Below are 20,919 nucleotides of genomic sequence, written 5' to 3'. Positions count from 1 at the left end.
GCCCGACTGCGGCAGATTCTTGTTACCGACGGGTACCGCGCCGGGCGCCGAAGGCCTAGGCTGCGCCGTATGTCGGACCTCACAGCAGACGCAGTGGCCACCGAACACCCCGGCGCCCCCGCGGGCGGCAATCCGACCGCTCCCGGCGGCGGCCGGACCGTCGCGACCGCCGTCCCCCGGTCCCTGGTCGACCGGCTGGCCACCGGGGTCACCGCCACCGCCGAGCCCAATGTGGTGGAGACCGTCGCCCCGCTGACCGGTGAGCGCCTGGCCGGTCTGCCGCAGTCCACCCCGGCCGACGTCGAGGTCGCCTTCCAGCTGGCCCGCCGCGCCCAGGCCGCCTGGGCCGCGCTGCCGGTGCGCCGCCGCGCGGCCGTGCTGCTGCGCTTCCACGACCTGCTGCTCAAGCGGCAGGACGAGGTGCTGGACCTCGTCCAGGCCGAGACCGGAAAGGCCCGGCTGCATGCCTTCGAGGAGGTCCTGGCCGTCGCCATGGCCGCCCGGCACTACGGGCGCGCCGCCCAGGGCTACCTGAAGGACCGGCGCCGCGGCGGTGCGCTGCCGGTGCTCACCCACACCGTGGAGGCCCGCCGCCCCAAGGGCGTGGTGGGCCACATCTCGCCGTGGAACTACCCGCTGGAGCTGTGCGTCGGGGACCTGCTGCCCGCCTTCGTGGCCGGCAACGCGGTGGTCAACAAGCCCGACACCCAGACCGCGCTGACCGGGCTGTGGGCCCGGGAACTGCTGATCGAGGCCGGGCTGCCGGCCGACCTGTGGCAGGTCGTGATCGGCGACGGCCCGGTGATCGGCCCCGCCGTGGTGGAGCACGCCGACTACGTCTCCTTCACCGGCTCCACCCGTACCGGCCGCGAGGTCGCCCAGCGCGCCGCCGCCCGGCTGGTCGGCGCCTCGCTCGAACTCGGCGGCAAGAACGCCATGCTGGTGCTCTCCGACGCCGACGTCGACGCGGCCGCCGCGGGCGCCGTACGAGCCTGCTTCTCCTCCGCCGGGCAGCTGTGCATCTCGATCGAGCGGCTGCTGGTGCACCGCTCGGTGGCCGACCGGTTCCTGGAACGCTTCGTCGCCCGCACCCGGGCGCTGCGCCTGGGCGGCGGCCTGGCGTACGGCGCCGACATGGGCTCGCTGGTCTCCGCCCGGCAGCTGGAGACCACCACCCGGCACGTGGAGGAGGCGGTCAAGGCCGGCGCCACCGTGCTGACCGGCGGGCGGGCCCGGCCCGACCTCGGCCCGTACTTCTACGAGCCGACCGTCCTGGACGGGGTGACCCCGGAGATGGCGGTCTGCGCGGAGGAGACCTTCGGCCCGGTCGTCTCGGTCTACCGCTTCGACACCGAGGAGGAGGCGGTCGCCGCCGCCAACTCCACGCCGTACGGCCTGAACTCCAGCGTCTGGACCAGGGACCTGCGGCGCGGCCGGGCGGTCGCGGCCCGGCTGCGCACCGGGACGGTCAACGTCAACGAGGCCTACGCGGCCGCGTACGGCTCGGTGGCCGCGCCGATGGGCGGCATGGGCGACTCGGGGCTGGGCCGGCGGCACGGCGCCGACGGCATCCTGCGCTTCACCGAGGCGCAGACCGTCGCCACCCAGCGGCTGATGCCGATCGCGCCCTCGTTCGGGCTGGACGACCAGCAGTTCGCCGCCGTGATGACCGGCGGGCTGCGGGCGCTCAAGGCGCTGCGCTTCAAGTAGGGCCGGGCGCTTCGAGCAGGGCCGTGCGGTTCGAGCAGGGCCGCGGTCCGCGCAGCGCCGACCGGGCTTCCCCCCCCCAGGCAGGTTCGATCCCCGAAGGAGCAGTGGCAGATGGTGGAGTCCGGTGGTTCGGCGGAGTTCGACTACGACGTGGTCGTGGTCGGCTCCGGCTTCGGCGGTTCGGTCGCGGCGCTGCGGCTGACCGAGAAGGGCTACCGGGTCGCCGTCCTGGAGGCCGGGCGGCGCTTCGAGCGGGACGAACTGCCGCGGAACTCCTGGGACCTGCCGAACTACCTGTGGGCGCCGCAGCTCGGGCTGTACGGCATCCAGCGGATCCACCTGCTGGCCAATGTGCTGATCCTGGCCGGCGCCGGGGTCGGCGGCGGTTCGCTGAACTACGCCAACACCCTGTACGTGCCGCCGAAGGCCTTCTTCGAGGACCGCCAGTGGCGCCACATCACCGACTGGCAGGAGGAGTTGGCGCCGTTCTACGACCAGGCGCAGCGGATGCTCGGGGTCCGGCTGAACCCGACCGTCACGCCGTCCGACGTCCACCTCAGGGCGGCGGCCGAGAAGATGGGCGTCGGGGACACCTTCCACATGGCGCCGGTCGGGGTCTTCTTCGGGGACGGCAAGGACACCGACGGCACCACCAGGGCGGCACCCGGCGAGGAGGTCGCCGACCCGTACTTCGGCGGCGCCGGCCCGGCCCGCAAGGCCTGCGTGGAGTGCGGCGAGTGCATGACCGGCTGCCGGCACGGCGCCAAGAACATGCTCACCGAGAACTACCTGTACCTGGCGGAGCGGGGCGGCGCGGAGATCCACCCGCTGACCACGGTGGCCCGGATCCGCGAGCTCGGCGGAGCCGACGGGACCCGCGGCTACGCCGTGGACGTGCGCCGCACCGACTCCCGGTCGAGGACCGACCGGGTGAAGGCGGGCGCCCGGACCATCACCGCCGCCCGGGTGGTGGTCGCGGCCGGCACCTACGGCACCCAGTCGCTGCTGCACCGGATGCGGGACGCCGGCCACCTGCCCCGGATCTCCGACCGGCTCGGCGAGCTGACCCGCACCAACTCCGAGGCACTGGTGGGCGCGCAGACCACCGACCGGCGCTACGGCGCCAAGGCGGACTTCACCAAGGGCGTCGCGATCACCTCCTCGATCCACCCGGACGCCAACACCCACATCGAGCCGGTCCGCTACGGCAAGGGCTCCAACGCGATGGGCGCGCTGTCGATCGCCCAGGTCAAGGGCGGTGGCAGGGCCCCGCGCTGGCTGCGCTACCTGGGCAACTCGGTGCTCCACCCGGTGACCTTCGGCCGCTCGATGAACCAGCGCGGCTGGTCCGAGAAGACGATCATCGGCCTGGTGATGCAGTCACTCGACAACTCCATCACCGTCTCGCTCAAGAAGGGCCCGCTCGGCAAGCCCCGGCTCACCTCCAGCCAGGGCCACGGCGAGCCCAACCCGACCTGGATCCCGGCCGCCGAGAAGGGTGCCCAGGCGCTGGCCGACGAGATCAACGGCTTCCCGGGCAGCACCGTCGGCGAGATCTTCGACATCCCGATGACCGCGCACTTCCTCGGCGGCTGCCCGATCGGCGACACCGCCGAGACCGGCGTGGTCGACCCGTACCACCGGCTGTACGGGCACCCCGGGATCAGCGTGGTGGACGGCGCGGCCGTCTCCGCCAATCTCGGCGTCAACCCCTCGCTCACCATCACCGCGCAGGCCGAGCGCGCCCTGTCGATGTGGCCCAACAAGGGCGAGGCGGACCGGCGCCCGGCGCAGGGCGAGGCCTACCGCCGGGTCGCCCCCGTCGCACCGGTGCGCCCGGCCGTGCCGGAGGGCGCCTTCGGGGCGCTGCGACTGCCGCTGCTGCCCGTCCCGGAGGTCCCGAAGAAGCGCGGCTGAACCGGCTCCGGAGGCCAATCCGACCGGGCCGCTTTCCGGTTGACATCCGTTCGGGTCCGATGGGATAAACGGGCTCCCTGGGGGACCAGGAACTCGTCGAGCGGGGGGAATGCGGTTCATGGCCAACTGCGCATCGTGCGGCGCGACTTCGGCGGAGGGGGCGCCCGCCTGCGGCTCGTGCGGACGGCCGACGGCACCCCCGCCCCCGACGGCCGTCGCGCTGCCCGCCGTACCGCAGCCGGCCGGGCCGCAGCCGGCCGGGCCGCCGCCCGGGTACTACCCGCCGCCGCCCGGCCAGGGGGCGGGCGCCGGGTACCCACCGGTCGGCGGGCCGCCCGCGGTGGGCAGTTGGGGCGCCGGGCAGCCGTACCACCCGAAGGGCGCCCAGTCGCCGCTGCTGCGGTGGCTGACCGGCGCGGGCTGGGGACCGGCGCTGCGGACGGCCGTCGGGCCGACCGCGGTGCTGCTGCTGGCGGCGCTGGTCGCGGCGATCCCGAGCGACTACACCGTCGACCGGGCCTTCCCGACCCCCGAATTCGGCGACCGCTTCCTCTCCACCCTGGCGATGGCGCTGAACGCGCTGGGCGCGCCGTTCCGGCTCGGCTTCCACAACCCGATCACCCGCGGCCGCTCGGAGAACCTGGACGTCACCCTCTGGGCGGTGCCGATGACGGTCACCGTCCTGTGGTGCCTGGCGCTCTGGCTCGGCCTGCGGGCCGGGCTGCGGCGGCGCAAGGCCGACGGCTCCCAGCTGACCCGCGGCCAGGCGGCCGGTGAGGCGCTGCGCACGGCGGTGGTGCTCGGCCTGGTGACCGCGGTGCTCGGGCTGGTCGCCGGCACCAGCTGGAACCCGGGGAACACCGACGGCGGCTACTACGGCTCCGCCCTGGGCCTCGGGAGGCCGCCGTCCCTCGACACGGACTCCGGCTGGGTCTGGGCACTCGGCTGGACCCTCCTGGTGGGCGGCCTGCTGGCCTTCACCGTTTACGGCACCGACGCGATGCGCTGGGCCGCCTGGCGCAGCCGGGCGGTGCGCGGCTGGGCGGTGGCCGCGCTGACGGCGGGCCAGGCGCTCGCGCTGACCCTGGGCCTGGTCTCGGTGACGGCCTTCGTCCTGATCGCCGCCAACAGCGACCAGGACTGGCAGACGCCGGTCTCGCTGGCCTTCCTGCCCAATCTCGGTCTGCTGCTGCTCGGCCTGGGTTCGGGCGCCACCGTCCGGTCGGACACCACCAGGGGTGCCGTCCCGGGGTGGAGCGACTACCGCGACAGCCACCGGGAGTTCTCCTTCTTCGACCTGCACGGCGAGAGCGCGGACTGGCGCTGGACCGGTCTGCTGGCGCTCGCCGCGGCGGGCCTGCTCGGCTGGACGGCCTACCGGCGGCGGCTGGACACGGCCGACCGGCTCCGGCTGGCGGCCGTGTACGCGGTACTGCTGGTCGCGCTGACGGCGGCCTCCGGCGGGCTGTTCAGCACCTCGATGTCCCTCCAGGGGTCGACCTCCGGCGGCTGGGGCGGCGCGGACGACGCGCCCTCCACCCAGGACACCTCGATGGGGCTGACGTTCCTCAGCCTGCTGCTGGCCAGTGCGGTCTGGGCGCTGGTCGGTGCGCTGCTGGTGCCCGCGCTGCTGGCGGCGCTCGGCGGCCGGGGCGCGACGGCACCGTACGGCGCGGTGCCGCCCGGCGTGCCGCCGTACGGGGCGTACGGCCCGGTGTCGCCGGAGGTGCCGTACCCCGGCGGACCCGGCTACGCGGGCCCGCCGCCCGGATCGGTGCCGGGCGCGATGCCGCCCGGAGTGCCCCCGCAGGCGCCGCCGTACGGGCCGGTGCCACCGACGGTGCCGCACCCGGCCGGGCCGGTGGCGGACGCGCCGGTGATCGGGGTGAGCGAGGTGCTCGGCTCGCACGACGCGCCGCCCGCGCCCGCCGCCGGGACGCCACCGCAGCCCGGGGCCGCGCCGCGGCCGCCGGAGGAGCCGGTCGACCCGAGCGTCTGGCGCGACCACCCCTAGGACGCGACCACCCGTAGCAGAGGGGGAAAGGCAAAGGGCCCCGCGGGGGTACGGGGCCCTTTGTCGCTCAGCACTCGGCGTCAGGGCTGCGCCAGGTGCTGGGGGTGACGGCGCCGGGGGAGGAGCGCCGTCCTGTCGGTCGGTCCGTGGTCGTGCCCCTTCGGTGCCGGCTGGGTGGCCGGCGAGCGGGGCGTGCCTCCGTGCGGCGGCGGGTCGGCGGGCAGGTCTGCGCCGGTCCCACGCTCACGGAGCGTGAAGTGAAAACCGCTGTCGCCTTGCTGCGCGGCGACGGCGGAGACGTCGGTCCGGGTCCTCGCGGCGGGCCTGCCGGCCGCCGGGAGAACCGTTCACAGGGAGCATCGTGCTGGACGGAGGGGCTGCTCTGCAACCGGTTCGGCACAGTTCGAACCACTCCGTGTACCGACGACAGTGCGCCGAATGATCACGGTGCGTAGTGGTCAAGGTGCTGCGGCGCACGGGGACGCGCGTAGCAGCGCGGGACGGCGGGGGGAGGTGCGCCCGGAGTGCGCCCGGGATCGAACCATCGGTGCGACGGTCGGTGCGACGGCCGGCTCCCGGGCGTCCCCGGGAGCCGGCCGTCCCACCTCTCGGCCCAGTCGCGGCCGGGGTCGCTGTCCCCTGCTGGCCGGCCGCGGCACCCGCGCACGGTCCCACGGTGCCGCGCTCCCCGGCGGGCCGGGGCGGCGGCGCCACGTGCGCCGGTGGACTGGGGTGAAGCTCCACGCGTGGTCCTGCAGTCCGTACGGCGGTGCCCCCGGTCGGGGGCGGCGGCGGCGCGTCTGGCGGACGCGGCGCGGCCGTCCGGTCGTCAGAAGCAACGAAGCGCGGCCCCGTCCGGTCACGGTCCTTTGGACGTGCAGACGAGTGAAACCGGACAGCCCGGTAGAATCGGTGTCCAGACACCCACACCCGTCCGCCGCCGCTGCCCCGCCCGGGGAAGCGGTTCAGCGCGACACCTCGATACCGCTGCCGGAAGGCCGTCTGTGTCCTCTGCAATTCCCGTCCAGTCCGTGCCGGACAACGACACCGTCCTGGTGGTCGACTTCGGTGCCCAGTACGCCCAGCTCATCGCCCGTCGGGTGCGTGAGGCGCGGGTCTACAGCGAGATCGTGCCGAGCAGCATGCCGGTCGCCGAGATGCTCGCCAAGAACCCCAAGGCGATCATCCTCTCCGGCGGTCCGTCGTCGGTCTACGAAGAGGGTGCGCCGCAGCTCGACCGCGCGATCTTCGAGGCCGGTGTCCCGGTCTTCGGCATGTGCTACGGCTTCCAGCTGATGGCCAAGACGCTGGGCGGCACCGTCGACAACAACGGCGCCCGCGAGTACGGCCGCACCCCGCTGACGGTCTCCCGCACCGGCTCCACCCTGTTCGAGGGCGTCCCGGCGCAGCACTCGGTGTGGATGTCGCACGGCGACGCCTGCTCCGCCGCCCCGGAGGGCTTCACCGTCACCGCCTCCACCGACCTGGTCCCGGTCGCGGCCTTCGAGAACGACGAGGCCCGCCTGTACGGCGTGCAGTACCACCCCGAGGTGCTGCACTCCGACCACGGCCAGCTGATCCTGGAGCACTTCCTCTACCGCGGCGCCGGCATCGCCCCGACCTGGACCACCGGCAGCGTGGTCGAGGAGCAGATCGCCCTGATCCGCGAGCAGGTCGGCAACAAGCGCGCGATCTGCGGCCTGTCCGGCGGCGTGGACTCCGCGGTCGCCGCGGCCCTGGTCAACAAGGCCATCGGCGACCGGCTGACCTGCGTCTACGTCGACCACGGCCTGATGCGCAAGGGCGAGACCGAGCAGGTCGAGAAGGACTTCGTGGCCGCCACCGGCGTCCAGCTGAAGGTCGTCGACGCCTCCGAGCGCTTCCTGAACGCGCTGAAGGGGGTCACCGACCCCGAGGAGAAGCGCAAGATCATCGGCCGCGAGTTCATCCGGGTCTTCGAGCAGGCCCAGGCCGAGATCGTCGCCGAGGCCGGCGCGCACGGCGAGTCGGTCGACTTCCTGGTCCAGGGCACCCTGTACCCGGACGTGGTGGAGTCCGGCGGCGGCACCGGCACCGCCAACATCAAGTCCCACCACAACGTCGGCGGCCTGCCCGAGGACCTCCAGTTCCAGCTGGTCGAGCCGCTGCGCAAGCTGTTCAAGGACGAGGTCCGGATGGTCGGCCAGGAGCTCGGCCTGCCGGAGGAGATCGTCCAGCGCCAGCCGTTCCCGGGCCCGGGCCTGGGCATCCGGATCGTCGGCGAGGTCACCAAGGAGCGGCTGGACCTGCTCCGCGACGCCGACGCGATCGCCCGCGAGGAACTGACCGCGGCCGGTCTGGACCGCGAGATCTGGCAGTGCCCGGTCGTGCTGCTCGCCGACGTGCGCAGCGTGGGCGTGCAGGGCGACGGCCGCACCTACGGTCACCCGATCGTGCTGCGCCCGGTCTCGTCCGAGGACGCCATGACCGCCGACTGGTCGCGTCTGCCGTACGACGTGCTGGCCCGGATCTCCACCCGGATCACCAACGAGGTCCGCGACGTGAACCGCGTCGTCGTCGACGTCACCAGCAAGCCGCCGGGCACCATCGAGTGGGAGTAGCACTCCCGCACCGCCAGGGCCTGTCCGGCCGCGCCGTCGTTCCCGTGTACGGGAGCGGCGGCGTTGCCGTTCGTTCCCCCGGTGGGGAGTTCGCGGTCCCCGGGTGGGACCTCCCACCGAAAGCGTGCAGGAGCGGGCAGAATGCGGACCGGACCTGTCAGGGAGTGGCAGGCCGCGAGGGAAGGTGTGCGGGATGTCGGAGGTCAGCAACTCCGAGGCGGTCGGCGGGGGAGCGGCCGTCCGGGCCGACCGGGCGGCGCAGCGGAGGGCGTTCGCGTCCCGGTACGCGCTGCTGCCGCTGCGGCTGTTCCTCGGCGTCACCTTCGTCTACGCGGCCCTGGACAAGCTGTCCGACGCGCACTTCCTGGCCGGCGCGGGCGACCCGGCCTCCTTCGTCTCGCAGACCCGGGCGGCCAAGGCCGGCGGCAGTCCGATCGCCTTCCTGCTCGGCCCGGCACTGGACACGCCCACGCTGTCCGCGCTGGCCGTCGCCTTCGGTGAGCTGGCGGTCGGCCTCGGCACCCTGCTCGGCCTGTGGGGCCGGGTCGCGGCGCTGGGCGGCGCGCTGATCAACCTGAGCCTGTGGCTGACCGTCAGCTGGAACGTGTCGCCGTACTACCTCGGCAACGACCTCGGCTACCTGATGGCCTGGACGCCGCTGCTGCTGGCCGGCACGCCGTACCTGTCGGTGGACGGCTACCTGGCCGGCCGGGCCGGTCGAGACCGCGCGCGGGGGCTGACCGAGGAGCACGTCAAGCGCCGGGCGCTGGTGGACGGCGGGATCGCGGCCGTCGCGATCGGCGGGGCCGGGCTGCTCGCCGGCTCGCTGACCCGCACCTTCGGCCGGGGCAGGCAGGCCGCGCCCAAGGAGTCCGCGGCCCCGGCCCCCGGCACCACGGCGTCCGCTCCTGCGGCGCCCGCCCCCACGGTGGCCGCGGCGAGCGTGCCGGTCGGCGGATCGGCCCAGGTCAAGGACCCGGCCACCGGGGACGCCGTCTACATCGTGCAGCCCAAGGCCGGCCAGTACTGCGCCTTCTCCTCGGTGTGCACCCACTCCGGCTGCGCGGTGGACGCGCCGAAGAACGGCCAGTTCTACTGCCCCTGCCACGGCTCCCGCTTCGACGCCGCGACCGGCGCCGTGGTCAACGGGCCCGCCGTCAAGCCGCTGCCCAGGTACGGCGTCGGCAAGGACGGCGACAAGCTGACCCTGGGCCCGCTGCAGAGCTGAGTCCGCGGTACGCGCCCTACTCCTCGCGGTCCGGCCTGCCCCGGCGGGCCACCGCGGCGACCGCGCCGGCCAGGCCGCCGGCGCCGAGCACGATCAAGGTGACCGGGACGACGATCCGTCCGTTCACCGACCGGTCGTTGAGCGCGGCCACCAGGTAGAGCACCGCGATCACGGTGAACAGGCCGCCCGCGATCAGCGAGAACAGGTCGAGCCGGTGCTTCCTCACTGCTGGACCACCTTGATGTCGCCGAGGCCGAGGCCGAGTTGGAGATCGAGCGTGCCCTTGGACGGCTGACCGCCCACGGGGTCGATCCGGTACACGTGCCGTCCGGTGCCGTCCTGGCGGTCGCCGGGGACGCGGACATTGCCCAGGCCGACCCGGGCCACCAGGTTCACCGTGACGTTCGGCGGCAGGGTGACCGCCAGTTCGCCGGCGCCCAGGTCGACCTCGGTGGAGAGGGTGCTCCCGGCCGGGTCGAGCCCGGAGAGGTCCAGCCGGACGTCGCCGGCACCGAGGTTGTAGCGGTCCTTCAGGTCGGCGGCCGAGGTGACCGTCCAGGTGCGGTCGCCGATGGCGTCCTGCACGGTGTGCGGCGCGTGGCCGGCGAAGGCCAGCACCAGGGTGGTCAGCAGGCCCAGCACGGCGAGCCTGCGGGCCCGGCCGTACTTGGCGGCCAGCAGCAGCGTCAGGCCGATCACCAGCAGCCCGGTGGCCAGCACGACGGTGCTCAGCTTGGTGACGTCGGTGTGGCCGGCCGAGGCGGACCAGACCGCGGTGGCAGCGCCGATCGCCAGCAGGAAGCCGAAGAAGCCGAGCGGCGAGCGCTCCCTCGCCGGCCGGACGGCGGCCGGCTCGCGGCGGCGCTCCGGGCGCTCCTTGCGCAGCGGGTCGCCCTCCGGCAGGTCGGTGCGCTGCCACCAGGCCTGCGCCGGGCCGCCGGGCGGCGGCACCTTGGTGCTTCCCCCAGCCTCCGGCCGGGGGGACCCCCAAGCGGGCGTGGGACCGGCCGGTTCGGCCGCGCCGTACGGGTTGCGCTCGGGGTGGCGGGGATCCCACAGGTAGCCGCTGGGGCCGGGGGCGGGGGAGTCGGCGGGGGCCGTCCCGGCGGCCTGGGCGGCGGCGTGCCGGGCCCGGGCGGCCTCGTCCTGCGAGCGGCCGTGGCCGTCGTCGTCGGGGAAGTGGCGGTCGTACGGGCCGCCGTGGCGGCGTCCGCGGCCCCGGCCGCGACGGCGCTCGGGGTCGTAGCGCACCGCCATGAAGACCAGGCCGCCGAGCAGCAGCAGCGGGAACAGCTGGTCGCCGTCGCCCATCGAGGAGAAGAACACCCCGGTGCCGATGACGGTCAGCAGCACCGCGCCGATCGACTGGCCGTCGACCCGGCCGGTCAGCACCCGCTGGAGCTCGGTGCGCCCGCCGCGGCCCTTGCCGTCGGCGCCGTCCTCGGTCGGGACGATCAGCCAGGCCAGGCCGTACAGGAAGAGCCCGAGGCCGCCGGAGAGGCAGAGCACCACGGTGACCACCCGGAACACCACCGGGTCGATGTCCAGGTGCCGCCCGAGCCCGCCGCAGACGCCGGCCACCACGCGGTGGTGCTCGGTCCTGGTCAGCGGGGGGCGTTCCGGTTCCGGCGTGGCGGCGGGCCCGGCCTCCTGGATGCGGTGGTCCTCGGTCATGGGCACCATCCTTCCGGCAGGGGGCGGGCGGGCCCAACCGGGTACGGCCCTGCCCGTACCCTGACTTGTCCCTGATAAGCGTGGGGGACACACCCTGATGCGCCCGAAGGCGCCCGCGTGGAACCATCGGTGGCGTGGCAGCACCCGGTACCGATCCCCGCCCCCTCGCCCCCGACGCCGCGGCGTCGGCCGGCGCCGACCCCAACGTGCCCGACGGCGGGCGCCCGCCGTACCGGCGGCTCTACCGCAGCCCGCAGGGGCGGATGCTGGGCGGCGTCGCGAACGGCCTCGCGGTGCACCTCGGACTGCCGGTCCGATGGGTGCGGCTGGCCTTCGTGCTGCTGTTCTTCGCCCAGGGAATCGGCGCGCTGCTGTACGCGGCGTTCTGGTTCGTGGTGCCGATCGGCATCGGCGAGCCCTCCCAGCGCGGCGGCGCCTACTGGGTGAACGTCAACGGCGTCTACATCCCGACCTCGCCCTGGCTGCGGCCGGGCACCCCGCTGACCAAGCCCAGCGGCGGCTGGATCGGCCGGCTGCGCGAACTGCTCCAGCACGCGCTGCAGGGCGAGCCGGTCACCGCGGCCCCCGCCGTCGAGGGCGAGGACGGGACCGGGAAGCGGCCCGCCGCCAAGGCCGGGCAGGGCGGCATCGGCCAGCTCGCCGCCCTGGTCATGGTCGTGATCGGCGTGATCGCCCTGCTGAACGTGCTCGGCTGGCAGACCGCCAAGCCGTACACCTGGCCGCTGCTGGCGATCGGCGTCGGCGTCGCGCTGGTCTGGCGGCAGGCCGACGACTCGCGCTGGCAGCGCTGGTTCGGCATGGAGGGCGAGCGGCGGCGCAGCGCCTACACCCGGGTCGGCGCCGGCGTGCTGCTCGCGGTGGCCGGCACCATCGCGCTGCTCGCGATGCAGGGCAGCGGCTCCACCCTCGGCTCGGTGATCCAGGCCTCGCTGGCCGTGCTGGCCGGGGTGCTGGTGCTGCTCGGCCCGTACGGCCTGAGGCTGTGGCAGGACCTCGGTGCCGAGCGCACCGCCCGCATCCGCGCCCAGGAGCGCGCCGAGATCGCCGCGCACATCCACGACTCGGTGCTGCACACCCTCACCCTGATCCAGCGTCGGGCCGAGGACCCCAAGGAGGTGCTGCGCCTGGCCCGCTCCCAGGAGCGCGAGCTGCGGCTGTGGCTGTACCGCCCCGAGGCCGCCGCCGAGGCCGCGCCGGACACCATGGCGGAGACCCTGCGGGCCGCCGTCGCCGAGGTCGAGGACCGGCACGGCGTCCCGGTCGAGCTGGTGATCGTCGGCGACTGCCCGATGGACGAGAAGATCGCGGCACAGATGCAGGCCGCGAGGGAGGCGACCGTCAACGCGGCCAAGTACGGTGGCGGGGGACCGGTCCAGGTCTACGCCGAGGTCGAGGGGAGGACGGTGTCGGTGTTCGTCCGCGACCACGGCCCCGGCTTCGACCCCGACACGGTGCCCGAGGACCGGATGGGCGTACGGGAGTCGATCATCGGCCGGATGAAGCGCCACGGCGGCACCGCTCGGGTGCGGCCGGCGGCGGGCGGCGGCACCGAGGTCGAGCTGGAGATGGAGAGAACGAATGACTGAGGCAGCGCCGGAGCGCACGGCGAGGGTCGTCCTGGTGGACGACCACCGGATGTTCCGGACGGGGGTCAGGGCCGAGATCGGCCGCACCGAGGTGACCGGCATCGACGTGGTGGGCGAGGCCGACGACGTGGACTCGGCGGTCCGCGTGGTCGCCGAGACCCGGCCCGACGTGGTGCTGCTCGACGTCCACCTGCCCGGCGGCGGCGGCGTCGAGGTGCTGCGCCGCTCGGTCGGCGTGATGGGCGAGCAGGGAGGGGTGAAGTTCCTGGCGCTGTCCGTCTCGGACGCGGCCGAGGACGTCATCGGCGTCATCCGCGGCGGCGCGCGCGGCTACGTCACCAAGACCATCACCGGCACCGACCTGGTGGACGCGATCTTCCGGATCGCCGACGGCGACGCGGTCTTCTCGCCCCGGCTGGCCGGCTTCGTGCTGGACGCCTTCGCCGCCACCGACACCCCGCCGGTGGACGAGGACCTGGACCGCCTCACCCAGCGCGAGCGCGAGGTGCTCCGGCTGATCGCCCGTGGCTACGCCTACAAGGAGATCGCCAAGCAGCTCTTCATCTCGGTGAAGACCGTCGAGAGCCACGTCTCCGCCGTCCTGCGCAAGCTCCAGCTCAGCAACCGCCACGAGCTCACCCGCTGGGCCACCGCCCGCCGCCTGGTCTGATCCGTCACCGCCGAGCCCGTCCGCCCCGGATTCCCCGGGACGGACGGGCTTGTCGGTGGGTGGCCATAGACTCGATGTGCCATGAGTAGCCTCTTTGACGACCTCCCGCTCCCCGGTTTCGAGGCACCCGCCGCCGGGTCGAAGCAGCCCGCCGTGCCCGCCGACGCGATCGAGGAGGAGCCCCCGCCGTACGAGGACGAGGTCCCGTACGACGCGTACGAGGAGGCGATCCCGGAGGGCCTGTTCCACACCGACCACGCCGCGGAGGCCGAGCGGGACGCCTGGTACCGCAACGGCGCCGCCCGTACGGTGGTGGACCCGGCGCAGCTGCTGGAGGGGATGAACGACCCGCAGCGCGAGGCCGTCCTGCACGCCGGCTCGCCGCTGCTGATCGTGGCCGGGGCCGGCTCCGGCAAGACCCGGGTGCTGACCCACCGGATCGCCCACCTGCTGGGCGCCCGCGGGGTGCAGCCGGGCGAGATCCTGGCGATCACCTTCACCAACAAGGCGGCCGGCGAGATGCGCGAGCGCGTCGAGGCGCTGGTCGGCCCGCGCGCCCGGGCGATGTGGGTGTCCACCTTCCACAGCGCGTGCGTGCGCATCCTGCGCCGCGAGTCCAAGCAGCTGGGCTTCACCTCCAGCTTCTCGATCTACGACTCGGCCGACTCCCAGCGGCTGATGTCGCTGGTCTGCCGCGACCTCGACCTGGACCCGAAGCAGTTCCCGCCGAAGTCCTTCACGGCGAAGGTCAGCAACCTCAAGAACGAGCTGATCGACGAGGAGACCTTCGCCGACCAGGCCGCCAACCCGATGGAGAAGAAGCTCGCCGAGGCGTACGCGCTCTACCAGCGGCGGCTGCGCGAGGCCAACGCGCTGGACTTCGACGACATCATCATGACGACGGTGAACCTGCTGCAGGCCTTCCCGGACGTCGCCGAGCACTACCGCCGCCGGTTCCGGCACATCCTGGTCGACGAGTACCAGGACACCAACCACGCCCAGTACATGCTGGTCCGGGAGCTGAGCGGCGGATCCGTCGCGGCCGCGCCCAGGCGCACCGCGGACGGGGACTTCGTGAACCCGGCCGCCGGGCGGCTGGCCGAGGTGCCGCCGGCCGAGCTGTGCGTGGTCGGTGACGCGGACCAGTCGATCTACGCCTTCCGCGGCGCGACCATCCGCAACATCCTCCAGTTCGAGGAGGACTACCCGAACGCGACCACGATCCTGCTGGAGCAGAACTACCGCTCCACCCAGACCATCCTGAGCGCCGCCAACGCCGTCATCGAGCGCAACGCCAACCGGCGCGAGAAGAAGCTCTGGACGGCCGGCGAGCACGGCGAGAAGGTCATCGGCTACGTCGCGGACGACGAGCACGGCGAGGCCCAGTTCGTCGCCGACGAGATCGACCGGCTCACCGACAAGGGCGAGGCCAAGCCCGGCGACGTCGCGATCTTCTACCGCACCAACGCCCAGTCCCGCGTGTTCGAGGAGGTGTTCATCCGGGTCGGCCTGCCGTACAAGGTGGTCGGCGGGGTGCGCTTCTACGAGCGCAAGGAGGTCCGGGACGTCCTGGCGTACCTGCGGGTGCTCTCCAACCCGGAGGACACCGTGCCGCTGCGCCGGATCCTCAACGTGCCCAAGCGCGGCATCGGCGAGCGGGCCGAGGCGATGATCGACGCGCTGGCCGCGCGGGAGCGGATCTCCTTCGCCCAGGCGCTGGTGCGGGTGGACGAGGCGTACGGGATGGCCGCGCGCTCGGCCAACGCGGTCAAGAAGTTCAACACCCTGATGGCCGGGCTGCGCCAGGTCGTCGAGTCGGGCGCGGGCCCGGCGGCGGTGCTGGAGGCCGTCCTGGAGGAGACCGGCTACCTGGCCGAGCTCCAGGCGTCCACCGACCCGCAGGACGAGACCCGGGTGGAGAACCTCCAGGAGCTCGCCTCGGTGGCGCTGGAGTACGAGCAGGACCCGGGCGAGCGGCCGGACGCCGGCGAGGACGGCGCGCCGCCGGTCGGCTCGCTGGCCGACTTCCTGGAGCGGGTCGCGCTGGTCGCCGACTCCGACCAGATCCCGGACGAGGACGAGGAGGGGCAGGGCGTCATCACGATGATGACCCTGCACACCGCCAAGGGCCTGGAGTTCCCGGTGGTCTTCCTGACCGGCATGGAGGACGGGATCTTCCCGCACATGCGGGCGCTCAACCAGGTCAAGGAGCTGGAGGAGGAGCGCCGGCTCGCGTACGTGGGGCTCACCCGGGCCCGCGAACGGCTCTACCTGACCCGCTCGGTGCTGCGCAGTGCCTGGGGGCAGCCGGCCTACAACCCGGCCTCGCGCTTCCTGGAGGAGATTCCGGAGACGCTGGTCGACTGGAAGCGGACGGGGGCCGCGCAGGCGCCGGTCCAGCGCGGTTTCTCCTCGGGCTCGTCCTGGGGCAAGTCCTCGTCCGGGGGCGGGAGTTCGCGTTCCACCGGGTCCTCGGCGGCGGCTTCGCCGAAGGCGGGCTGGGGGCAGTCGGCGCGGCGCACCGGCAAGGTCGTGGACCGCGAGGTCGTCGCGCTCGCGGTCGGCGACCGGGTCACCCACGACACCTTCGGCCTGGGCACGGTGACGGGCGTGACGGGCGTCGGCGACAACGCGCAGGCCGAGGTGGACTTCGGCTCCGGCGGCCGCAAGCGGCTGGTCCTGCGCTACGCGCCGGTCGAGAAGCTGTGATCGGCGCCGACGCCGGCGCCGGCGGGGATCCGGGGGACGGGTCCTAACGCGGGTCCAGTCCGTTCGAGAGGAACCAGGGCAGCGGGTCGACCGGCCCGCTGCCCGGCGGCCGGATCTCGAAGTGCAGGTGTGGTCCGGTGCTGTTGCCGCTGCTGCCGACGTACGCGATCACGTCGCCCTGCTTCACCGGCCCCTTGCGGACCTTGTACGCCCGCAGGTGGCACATCCACGCCTCGGTGCCGTCCGGCATCTTCAGTATCGACATGTAGCCGTAGAACGGGTTCCACTGCGTCCGGATCGTGCCGTCGGTGACGGCGTACACCTCGGAGCCGCCGTCGACCGGGAAGTCGATGCCGGTGTGCCGGTTCATCCAGTGGGTTCCGGCGGCGCCGAACAGTTCGCCGAGGCCGTGCTGGGCGACCGGCATGACCACCTTGGGCCTGGCCGGTTCGGCCGTCGGCTGGGCGGTCGGGGTGGCGGTGGGCTGTCCGTCGCCGGGCTGGGCGCCGCTCAGCGGCTGTCGGGCGTCGCCGCGGGAGGCCTGGGCAGCCCGGTCGGCGTCGGCCTGCCGGGCCGCCTGCTGCGCGGCCGTCCGGTCGGGGGCGTCGGCCGCCGAGGCCTGCGGGGGCACCCGGTCGGCCTGCTCCTGCACCACCGTGACCCCCGCCGCCCCCGCGACCCCGAGCGCGGCCACCGACGGGACGGCGACCCGGAACAGCGCGGCCCGGGTGGCGGCCCTGGCGGCGCCGCGGCGCTGGGCACGGGACTGCTCGCGGGCGGCGAGGCGCAGCTCCGCACGGGTCGGACGGGCGGCTGCTTCGGGAGCCATCGGGGGCTGCCTCCTCGGTGGGCCTCGGGCACGTCATCGTGTGAGGTGAACAGCGGTGACTGTAGTCCCAGGCCCGATGCCCCGGAAAAACCGCCGGTTGTCAAGGGGGCGGGCGGGGGGCGCGCCGGCCCTGTACGGCGGGTCCGCGGAGAGGTATACCCACTGGTAGCAAGGCCTGCGGCTGTGACTTTGCCCTCCTCTTGGGAGGCGGCACGGTCAACCGGGCCCGGTGGCGCTAATCTCCCCTCAGGTTGGTTGGTTATCGAGCGTTAACCGCGTCAACCGCACCCGTGGGCCCACGAGGTCCGGTCGGATGATGGACGACGAGGTCCAGGAGGCAGTGATGAGTGTGTCGGGTCCGATCCGTGTGGTGGTCGCCAAGCCGGGGCTCGACGGTCACGACCGTGGTGCCAAGGTCATCGCGCGCGCCCTGCGCGACGCCGGCATGGAGGTCATCTACACCGGGCTGCACCAGACGCCCGAGCAGGTGGTCGACACCGCGATCCAGGAGGACGCGGACGGCATCGGGCTGTCGATCCTCTCCGGCGCCCACATGACGCTGTGCGCCCGGGTGCTGGAGCTGCTGAAGGAGCGCGACGCGGCGGACATCAAGGTGTTCTGCGGCGGGATCATCCCGGACGAGGACATCGCCGAGCTCAAGGCGATGGGCGTCGCGGACATCTTCACCCCGGGCACGCCCACCCGGGACGTGGTCGCCTGGGTCGAGGCCAACCTGCGCGCGGCCGGCTGATCGACGGAGTCGTCGAGCGGGCCGGTCCTGGTGCGGACCGGCCCGCTCGGCCGTTCTCGACCGCTCCGTTTCGGCCGCGCCGTTCTCGGCCGCGATGTTCTCGGCCGCTCTGTGCTCAACTGCCCTGTTCCCGTCCCGTCAGCTCGTTCAGCATCGCGGCCCGGAAGCGCAGGGTCCCGGCCAGCCGGGCGAAGGTCTCCGACCACGCCGAGTCGGGCGAGGCCCCGGCGGCCAGCTCCTCCACCGCGGCGGCCGTCTCGGGGGCGAGCGCGCGTTCCGTCGTCCCGAGCACCCCGCTGTGGCTCCACGGGTAGGCGCCGGAGGCCGCGGCCCGGGCCAGCGCCGACACCACCGCGGTGGACAGCGGCGGCGTCCACGGCGTCGCGCAGGCGCCGAGCAGCTGGAAGGCGTCGCCCAGGCCGTGCACCTCGATGAAGGCGGCCGTCCAGGCGGCCCGCTCCTCGGGCGGCAGCACGGCCAGCAGCTTGGACGGGGCACCGGTGACGCGCGCGCCCCGCGCCCGGCCGGCGCCGCGGGCCGGCGGGACGGGCGCCGGGCCGAGCAGCGCCCTTGCCCAGTCGGCGTCGTGCTGGCGCACGGCGGCGCGCGCCCAGGCCTCGCGCAGGTCGTCGGCCCAGCTGCTGCTGGTCTCGTCCACGCTGTCGCCGACCCGCAGGGCGAGCAGCTGCTCGGGCGTCATCCCGGTGCTCTCCGTCCAGACCGCCAGCGGCGCGGCGGCCACCACCTCACCGAACCACCAGGCCCGTTCGCCGCGCCCGGTGGGGGACTTGGGGGCGATGCCGTCGCGCTGCATCCCCTCGTCGCACTCGACGGGCGGGGTGACCAGCAGGTGGGTGCCGCCGTCGGCCAGCCGGACGGCGGCGCGGGCCCGGCCGGCCATCCGCCGGGCGAGCGCCGAGGTGGGCAGGGTGGAGAGCAGTTCGGCGGCGGTGGCGCGGACGTTCTTGCTGCGGTCGCCCAGGGCGGCCTCCAGGAAGGGTTCGTCGGCGGGGGAGAGGCCGTCCTGCAGGGCGTCCAGGAACAGCAGCCGGTCCTCGGCGCGCTCGGTGGCCCAGGTGCTGCGCAGCAGTTCCAGCCCGGCGGCCGGGTCCCGGCGGCGCAGCAGGGTGAGGTGGGTGACCCGCTCGGCGAACAGGCCCTCGTGCCACAGCCGGTGGTCGGAGAGGTCGTCCGTCCGGAGGTCCGGCTCGGCGGCGGCGGTGCGCAGCACGAACCGCCAGTCCGGGTTCTGCGAGGCCAGCCAGCGGCCCAGCGGACCGGCCAGCGCGACGGCGTCGCCGCGCAGTTCGCTGCGCGCGCGGGCGGCGTCGAGCAGCGCGGGTATCAGCGCGGCGGGCGGCCGCAGGCCCTCGGACCGGGCGGTGGTGAGCCACTGCGGCAGCAGCTCGGCCAGGTTGGCCAGGGTGCCGCCGCCGGTACCGCCGCTGCCGCCGGTGCGCCCGGCGAGCAGGACGGCCAGCCGGCGGGCGGCGGCCTCCGGCATCTCGGGGCGGGGGTCCTCGGGCGCGGGCGGCGCGGGCGGCCCGGCGGCCGGTACGGGCAGGGCCCCGGCCCGGCGGCGCACGGTGGCGAGCGCGGCCAGCTCCAGCAGCGCGGTGGCCGGGTCGGACGGGTCCACGGCCTCGGCGAGCGGCAGCCCGGTGGCCGGGAGCGGGCGCCGGTCGGTGCCGAGCAGGGCGCTGGTCCGCAGGGGCTCCCACGGGTCCTGGGTGATCGTCATCCTGGGCTCTCCTATGCCGAAGTGAGGCCGACCGGGCGGTGCTCGGCGGACCAGGCGGTGACCGGGGCGAAGCCCTGGTGGCCGTACTCTCCGAAGACCGTCAGCGGGCGTCCGGCGGAGACCGCGACCAGCCGCCACAGCGCCGCCTCCGGGACGGCCGAGGGGCGGACGGCAACGGTGTGGTGGCCGTCCGTCAGGTGCCAGCCGTCCGGGGTGCGGACCGGGACGACCCCGGCGAGCACGGTCGGCCAGCTGTCCAGCCACGGGTCGTCGGCCACCGCGGTGCCGTACCCGGCGACCGCCTCGGCGACGGTGAGTCCGGCGGGCGGGGCGGCCGGGCCGGGTTCGGGGGCGCCGTAGCGGGTGCCGAGCGCGGCGCGCAGCGGCCGGGCGCCGGGGTGGTAGGCGAGTTCGGCCTCCAGCAGGTGGCCGGTGGGCAGGGCGAGGTCGGGGGCCTGGCCGGGACGGCCGAAGGCCAGCAGCAGGGCGGGGCGGCCGGTCTTGGCGCCGCGCAGCCAGACCCGGCGGGTGGTGAGCCGCTCGTCGGAGCCCCCTTCCATCGGCACGGTGCGGCTGCCGAGCACCAGCCAGCGGTCCCGGACGGTCGGCCCGGCGAGCACCTCGGCGGCGTCCAGGGTGTAGCCGACCCGGGCGCGGACGGTGGCGGCCAGCTCGGGCGGCAGCTCGTCGATCCGGGTGGCGGCGGTGGCCAGCAGGTGGAGCATCGCGTACTCCTCCAGCATCCGCTCCTCCGGGAGGGTGTCCAACTCCCTCACCCGGGTGGCCAGTCCGGAGGCCTGGGCGTCGACCATCCGGGCCGCGACCTCCTCCCAGGGCCCGGCCGTGGACTGGTCGGCGAGGCCGTGCCGGATCCGGTCGGCCAGGCGCAGCCGCAGCTCGGCCGCCCCGGCCGCGACCCGGGCGCCGCGCCGTTCGGCCCGGCGGCGGGCGGCCTCCGGGTCGGCCGGGGGTGCCGCGCGCCTGTCGGCACGCTCGCGGCGGGCCCGGAGCCACTCGGCCGCCCAGCCGGCGGGCTCGCCGGCCGGCACGGCCTCGGGGGTGCCGCTCCACAGCAGGAGGAGCCCGAGCGCGTGCTTGCACGGGAACTTCCGGCTGGGGCAGCTGCACTGGTAGGCGGGCGTGGCGAGTTCGATCACGGTGCGGTACGGCGTGCGGCCGCTGCCCCGGCACTCGCCCCAGAGTGCGGCCCCGTCGGTGCCCGTCCCGGACCAGGGCGCGGCCGAGGACAGCTTGCCCGCGGCCTTCTGCGACGCGGCGTCAGGCGCCAGGGACAGGACGTGTTCGGTGCTCCAGCGTTCCTCCATGCGACCGACGGTAGGCGGGGGCACTGACAGTGGCTGACTGCCTGTCCGGAGCCGGGCGGGCCGTTGTCAGTGGCACGTTGCAAGGTGGTTCCCACAGGCCGGCACGCCGACCTGGCTCCCCCCGACGACCTTGCCGCCCGGGCA

14 protein-coding genes and 1 pseudogene are annotated in these 20,919 nt (G+C 74.5%); 10 read left to right on the top strand and 5 right to left on the bottom strand.

From position 1 onward, the window contains the following. Window positions 1–69: 69 nt before the first annotated feature. The 6 genes and pseudogenes from ACZ6Z8_RS35180 to ACZ6Z8_RS35155 all read left to right on the top strand — a co-directional run bounded on the left by ACZ6Z8_RS35180 (window position 70) and on the right by ACZ6Z8_RS35155 (window position 9,469). Window positions 70–1,710 carry a succinic semialdehyde dehydrogenase gene (locus tag ACZ6Z8_RS35180; protein ID WP_465614068.1) on the top strand — a complete coding sequence of 547 codons (1,641 nt, stop codon included), beginning with the start codon at window positions 70–72 and terminating at the stop codon, window positions 1,708–1,710. A gap of 111 nt (window positions 1,711–1,821) precedes the next feature. Continuing rightward, a complete protein-coding gene (locus ACZ6Z8_RS35175; RefSeq protein WP_465614067.1) occupies window positions 1,822–3,627 on the top strand; it encodes a GMC oxidoreductase in 1,806 nt (601 codons plus the stop codon). A gap of 118 nt (window positions 3,628–3,745) precedes the next feature. Then, a complete protein-coding gene (locus ACZ6Z8_RS35170) occupies window positions 3,746–5,641 on the top strand; it encodes a hypothetical protein (RefSeq protein WP_465614066.1) in 1,896 nt (631 codons plus the stop codon). Window positions 5,642–6,672: 1,031 nt separating this feature from the next. Next, complete coding sequence (gene guaA / locus ACZ6Z8_RS35165; protein WP_465614065.1) at window positions 6,673–8,241, top strand: glutamine-hydrolyzing GMP synthase; 1,569 nt, start codon at window positions 6,673–6,675, stop codon at window positions 8,239–8,241. A 193-nt stretch (window positions 8,242–8,434) separates the two neighbouring features. Continuing rightward, window positions 8,435–8,962: pseudogene (locus ACZ6Z8_RS35160) on the top strand (DoxX family membrane protein); the annotation flags it as partial. A gap of 48 nt (window positions 8,963–9,010) precedes the next feature. After that, entirely contained in the window at window positions 9,011–9,469 is a 459-nt protein-coding gene (locus ACZ6Z8_RS35155; RefSeq protein ID WP_465614077.1) for a QcrA and Rieske domain-containing protein, read from the top strand. Between the two features lie 16 nt (window positions 9,470–9,485). Here the strand turns inward: ACZ6Z8_RS35155 and ACZ6Z8_RS35150 are convergent, their stop codons facing one another. Further along, window positions 9,486–9,695 carry a hypothetical protein gene (locus tag ACZ6Z8_RS35150; protein ID WP_465614064.1) on the bottom strand — a complete coding sequence of 70 codons (210 nt, stop codon included), beginning with the start codon at window positions 9,693–9,695 and terminating at the stop codon, window positions 9,486–9,488. After that, entirely contained in the window at window positions 9,692–11,143 is a 1,452-nt protein-coding gene (locus ACZ6Z8_RS35145; protein WP_465614063.1) for a PspC domain-containing protein, read from the bottom strand. Before ACZ6Z8_RS35145 ends, ACZ6Z8_RS35150 begins: the two co-directional genes overlap by 4 nt. 263 nt (window positions 11,144–11,406) lie before the next feature. On the opposite strand from ACZ6Z8_RS35145, the gene ACZ6Z8_RS35140 reads away from it, so the two are divergent. From ACZ6Z8_RS35140 to pcrA, 3 genes are all read left to right on the top strand, one after another. After that, on the top strand, window positions 11,407–12,750 hold the full coding sequence (locus tag ACZ6Z8_RS35140; RefSeq protein WP_465614076.1) for an ATP-binding protein: 1,344 nt from the start codon (window positions 11,407–11,409) through the stop codon (window positions 12,748–12,750). Then, window positions 12,743–13,420: a LuxR C-terminal-related transcriptional regulator gene (locus ACZ6Z8_RS35135; protein ID WP_270146514.1), complete on the top strand. Its 678-nt coding sequence runs from the start codon at window positions 12,743–12,745 to the stop codon at window positions 13,418–13,420. Before ACZ6Z8_RS35140 ends, ACZ6Z8_RS35135 begins: the two co-directional genes overlap by 8 nt. Before the next feature lie 81 nt (window positions 13,421–13,501). Next, on the top strand, window positions 13,502–16,129 hold the full coding sequence (gene pcrA, locus ACZ6Z8_RS35130) for a DNA helicase PcrA (protein ID WP_465614062.1): 2,628 nt from the start codon (window positions 13,502–13,504) through the stop codon (window positions 16,127–16,129). A 43-nt stretch (window positions 16,130–16,172) separates the two neighbouring features. Here pcrA and ACZ6Z8_RS35125 read toward each other — a convergent pair whose 3' ends face one another. Further along, a complete protein-coding gene (locus ACZ6Z8_RS35125) occupies window positions 16,173–16,958 on the bottom strand; it encodes a M23 family metallopeptidase (RefSeq protein WP_465614061.1) in 786 nt (261 codons plus the stop codon). Between the two features lie 343 nt (window positions 16,959–17,301). Between ACZ6Z8_RS35125 and ACZ6Z8_RS35120 the strand changes: the two genes are divergently transcribed. Further along, window positions 17,302–17,709, top strand: a complete 408-nt coding sequence (locus tag ACZ6Z8_RS35120) for a cobalamin B12-binding domain-containing protein (RefSeq protein ID WP_270146517.1) — start codon at window positions 17,302–17,304, stop codon at window positions 17,707–17,709. 115 nt (window positions 17,710–17,824) lie between these two features. On the opposite strand, the gene ACZ6Z8_RS35115 is transcribed toward ACZ6Z8_RS35120, so the two are convergent. Together ACZ6Z8_RS35115 and ACZ6Z8_RS35110 are read right to left on the bottom strand one after the other, a co-directional pair. Further along, window positions 17,825–19,450 carry a DUF5691 domain-containing protein gene (locus tag ACZ6Z8_RS35115; protein WP_465614060.1) on the bottom strand — a complete coding sequence of 542 codons (1,626 nt, stop codon included), beginning with the start codon at window positions 19,448–19,450 and terminating at the stop codon, window positions 17,825–17,827. 11 nt (window positions 19,451–19,461) lie between these two features. After that, entirely contained in the window at window positions 19,462–20,775 is a 1,314-nt protein-coding gene (locus tag ACZ6Z8_RS35110) for an SWIM zinc finger family protein (RefSeq protein ID WP_465614059.1), read from the bottom strand. Between the last annotated feature and the right edge of the window lie 144 nt (window positions 20,776–20,919).

This window comes from Kitasatospora sp. NPDC101108 (assembly GCF_055584725.1).
This window is presented reverse-complemented; position numbering and strand designations above follow the sequence as displayed.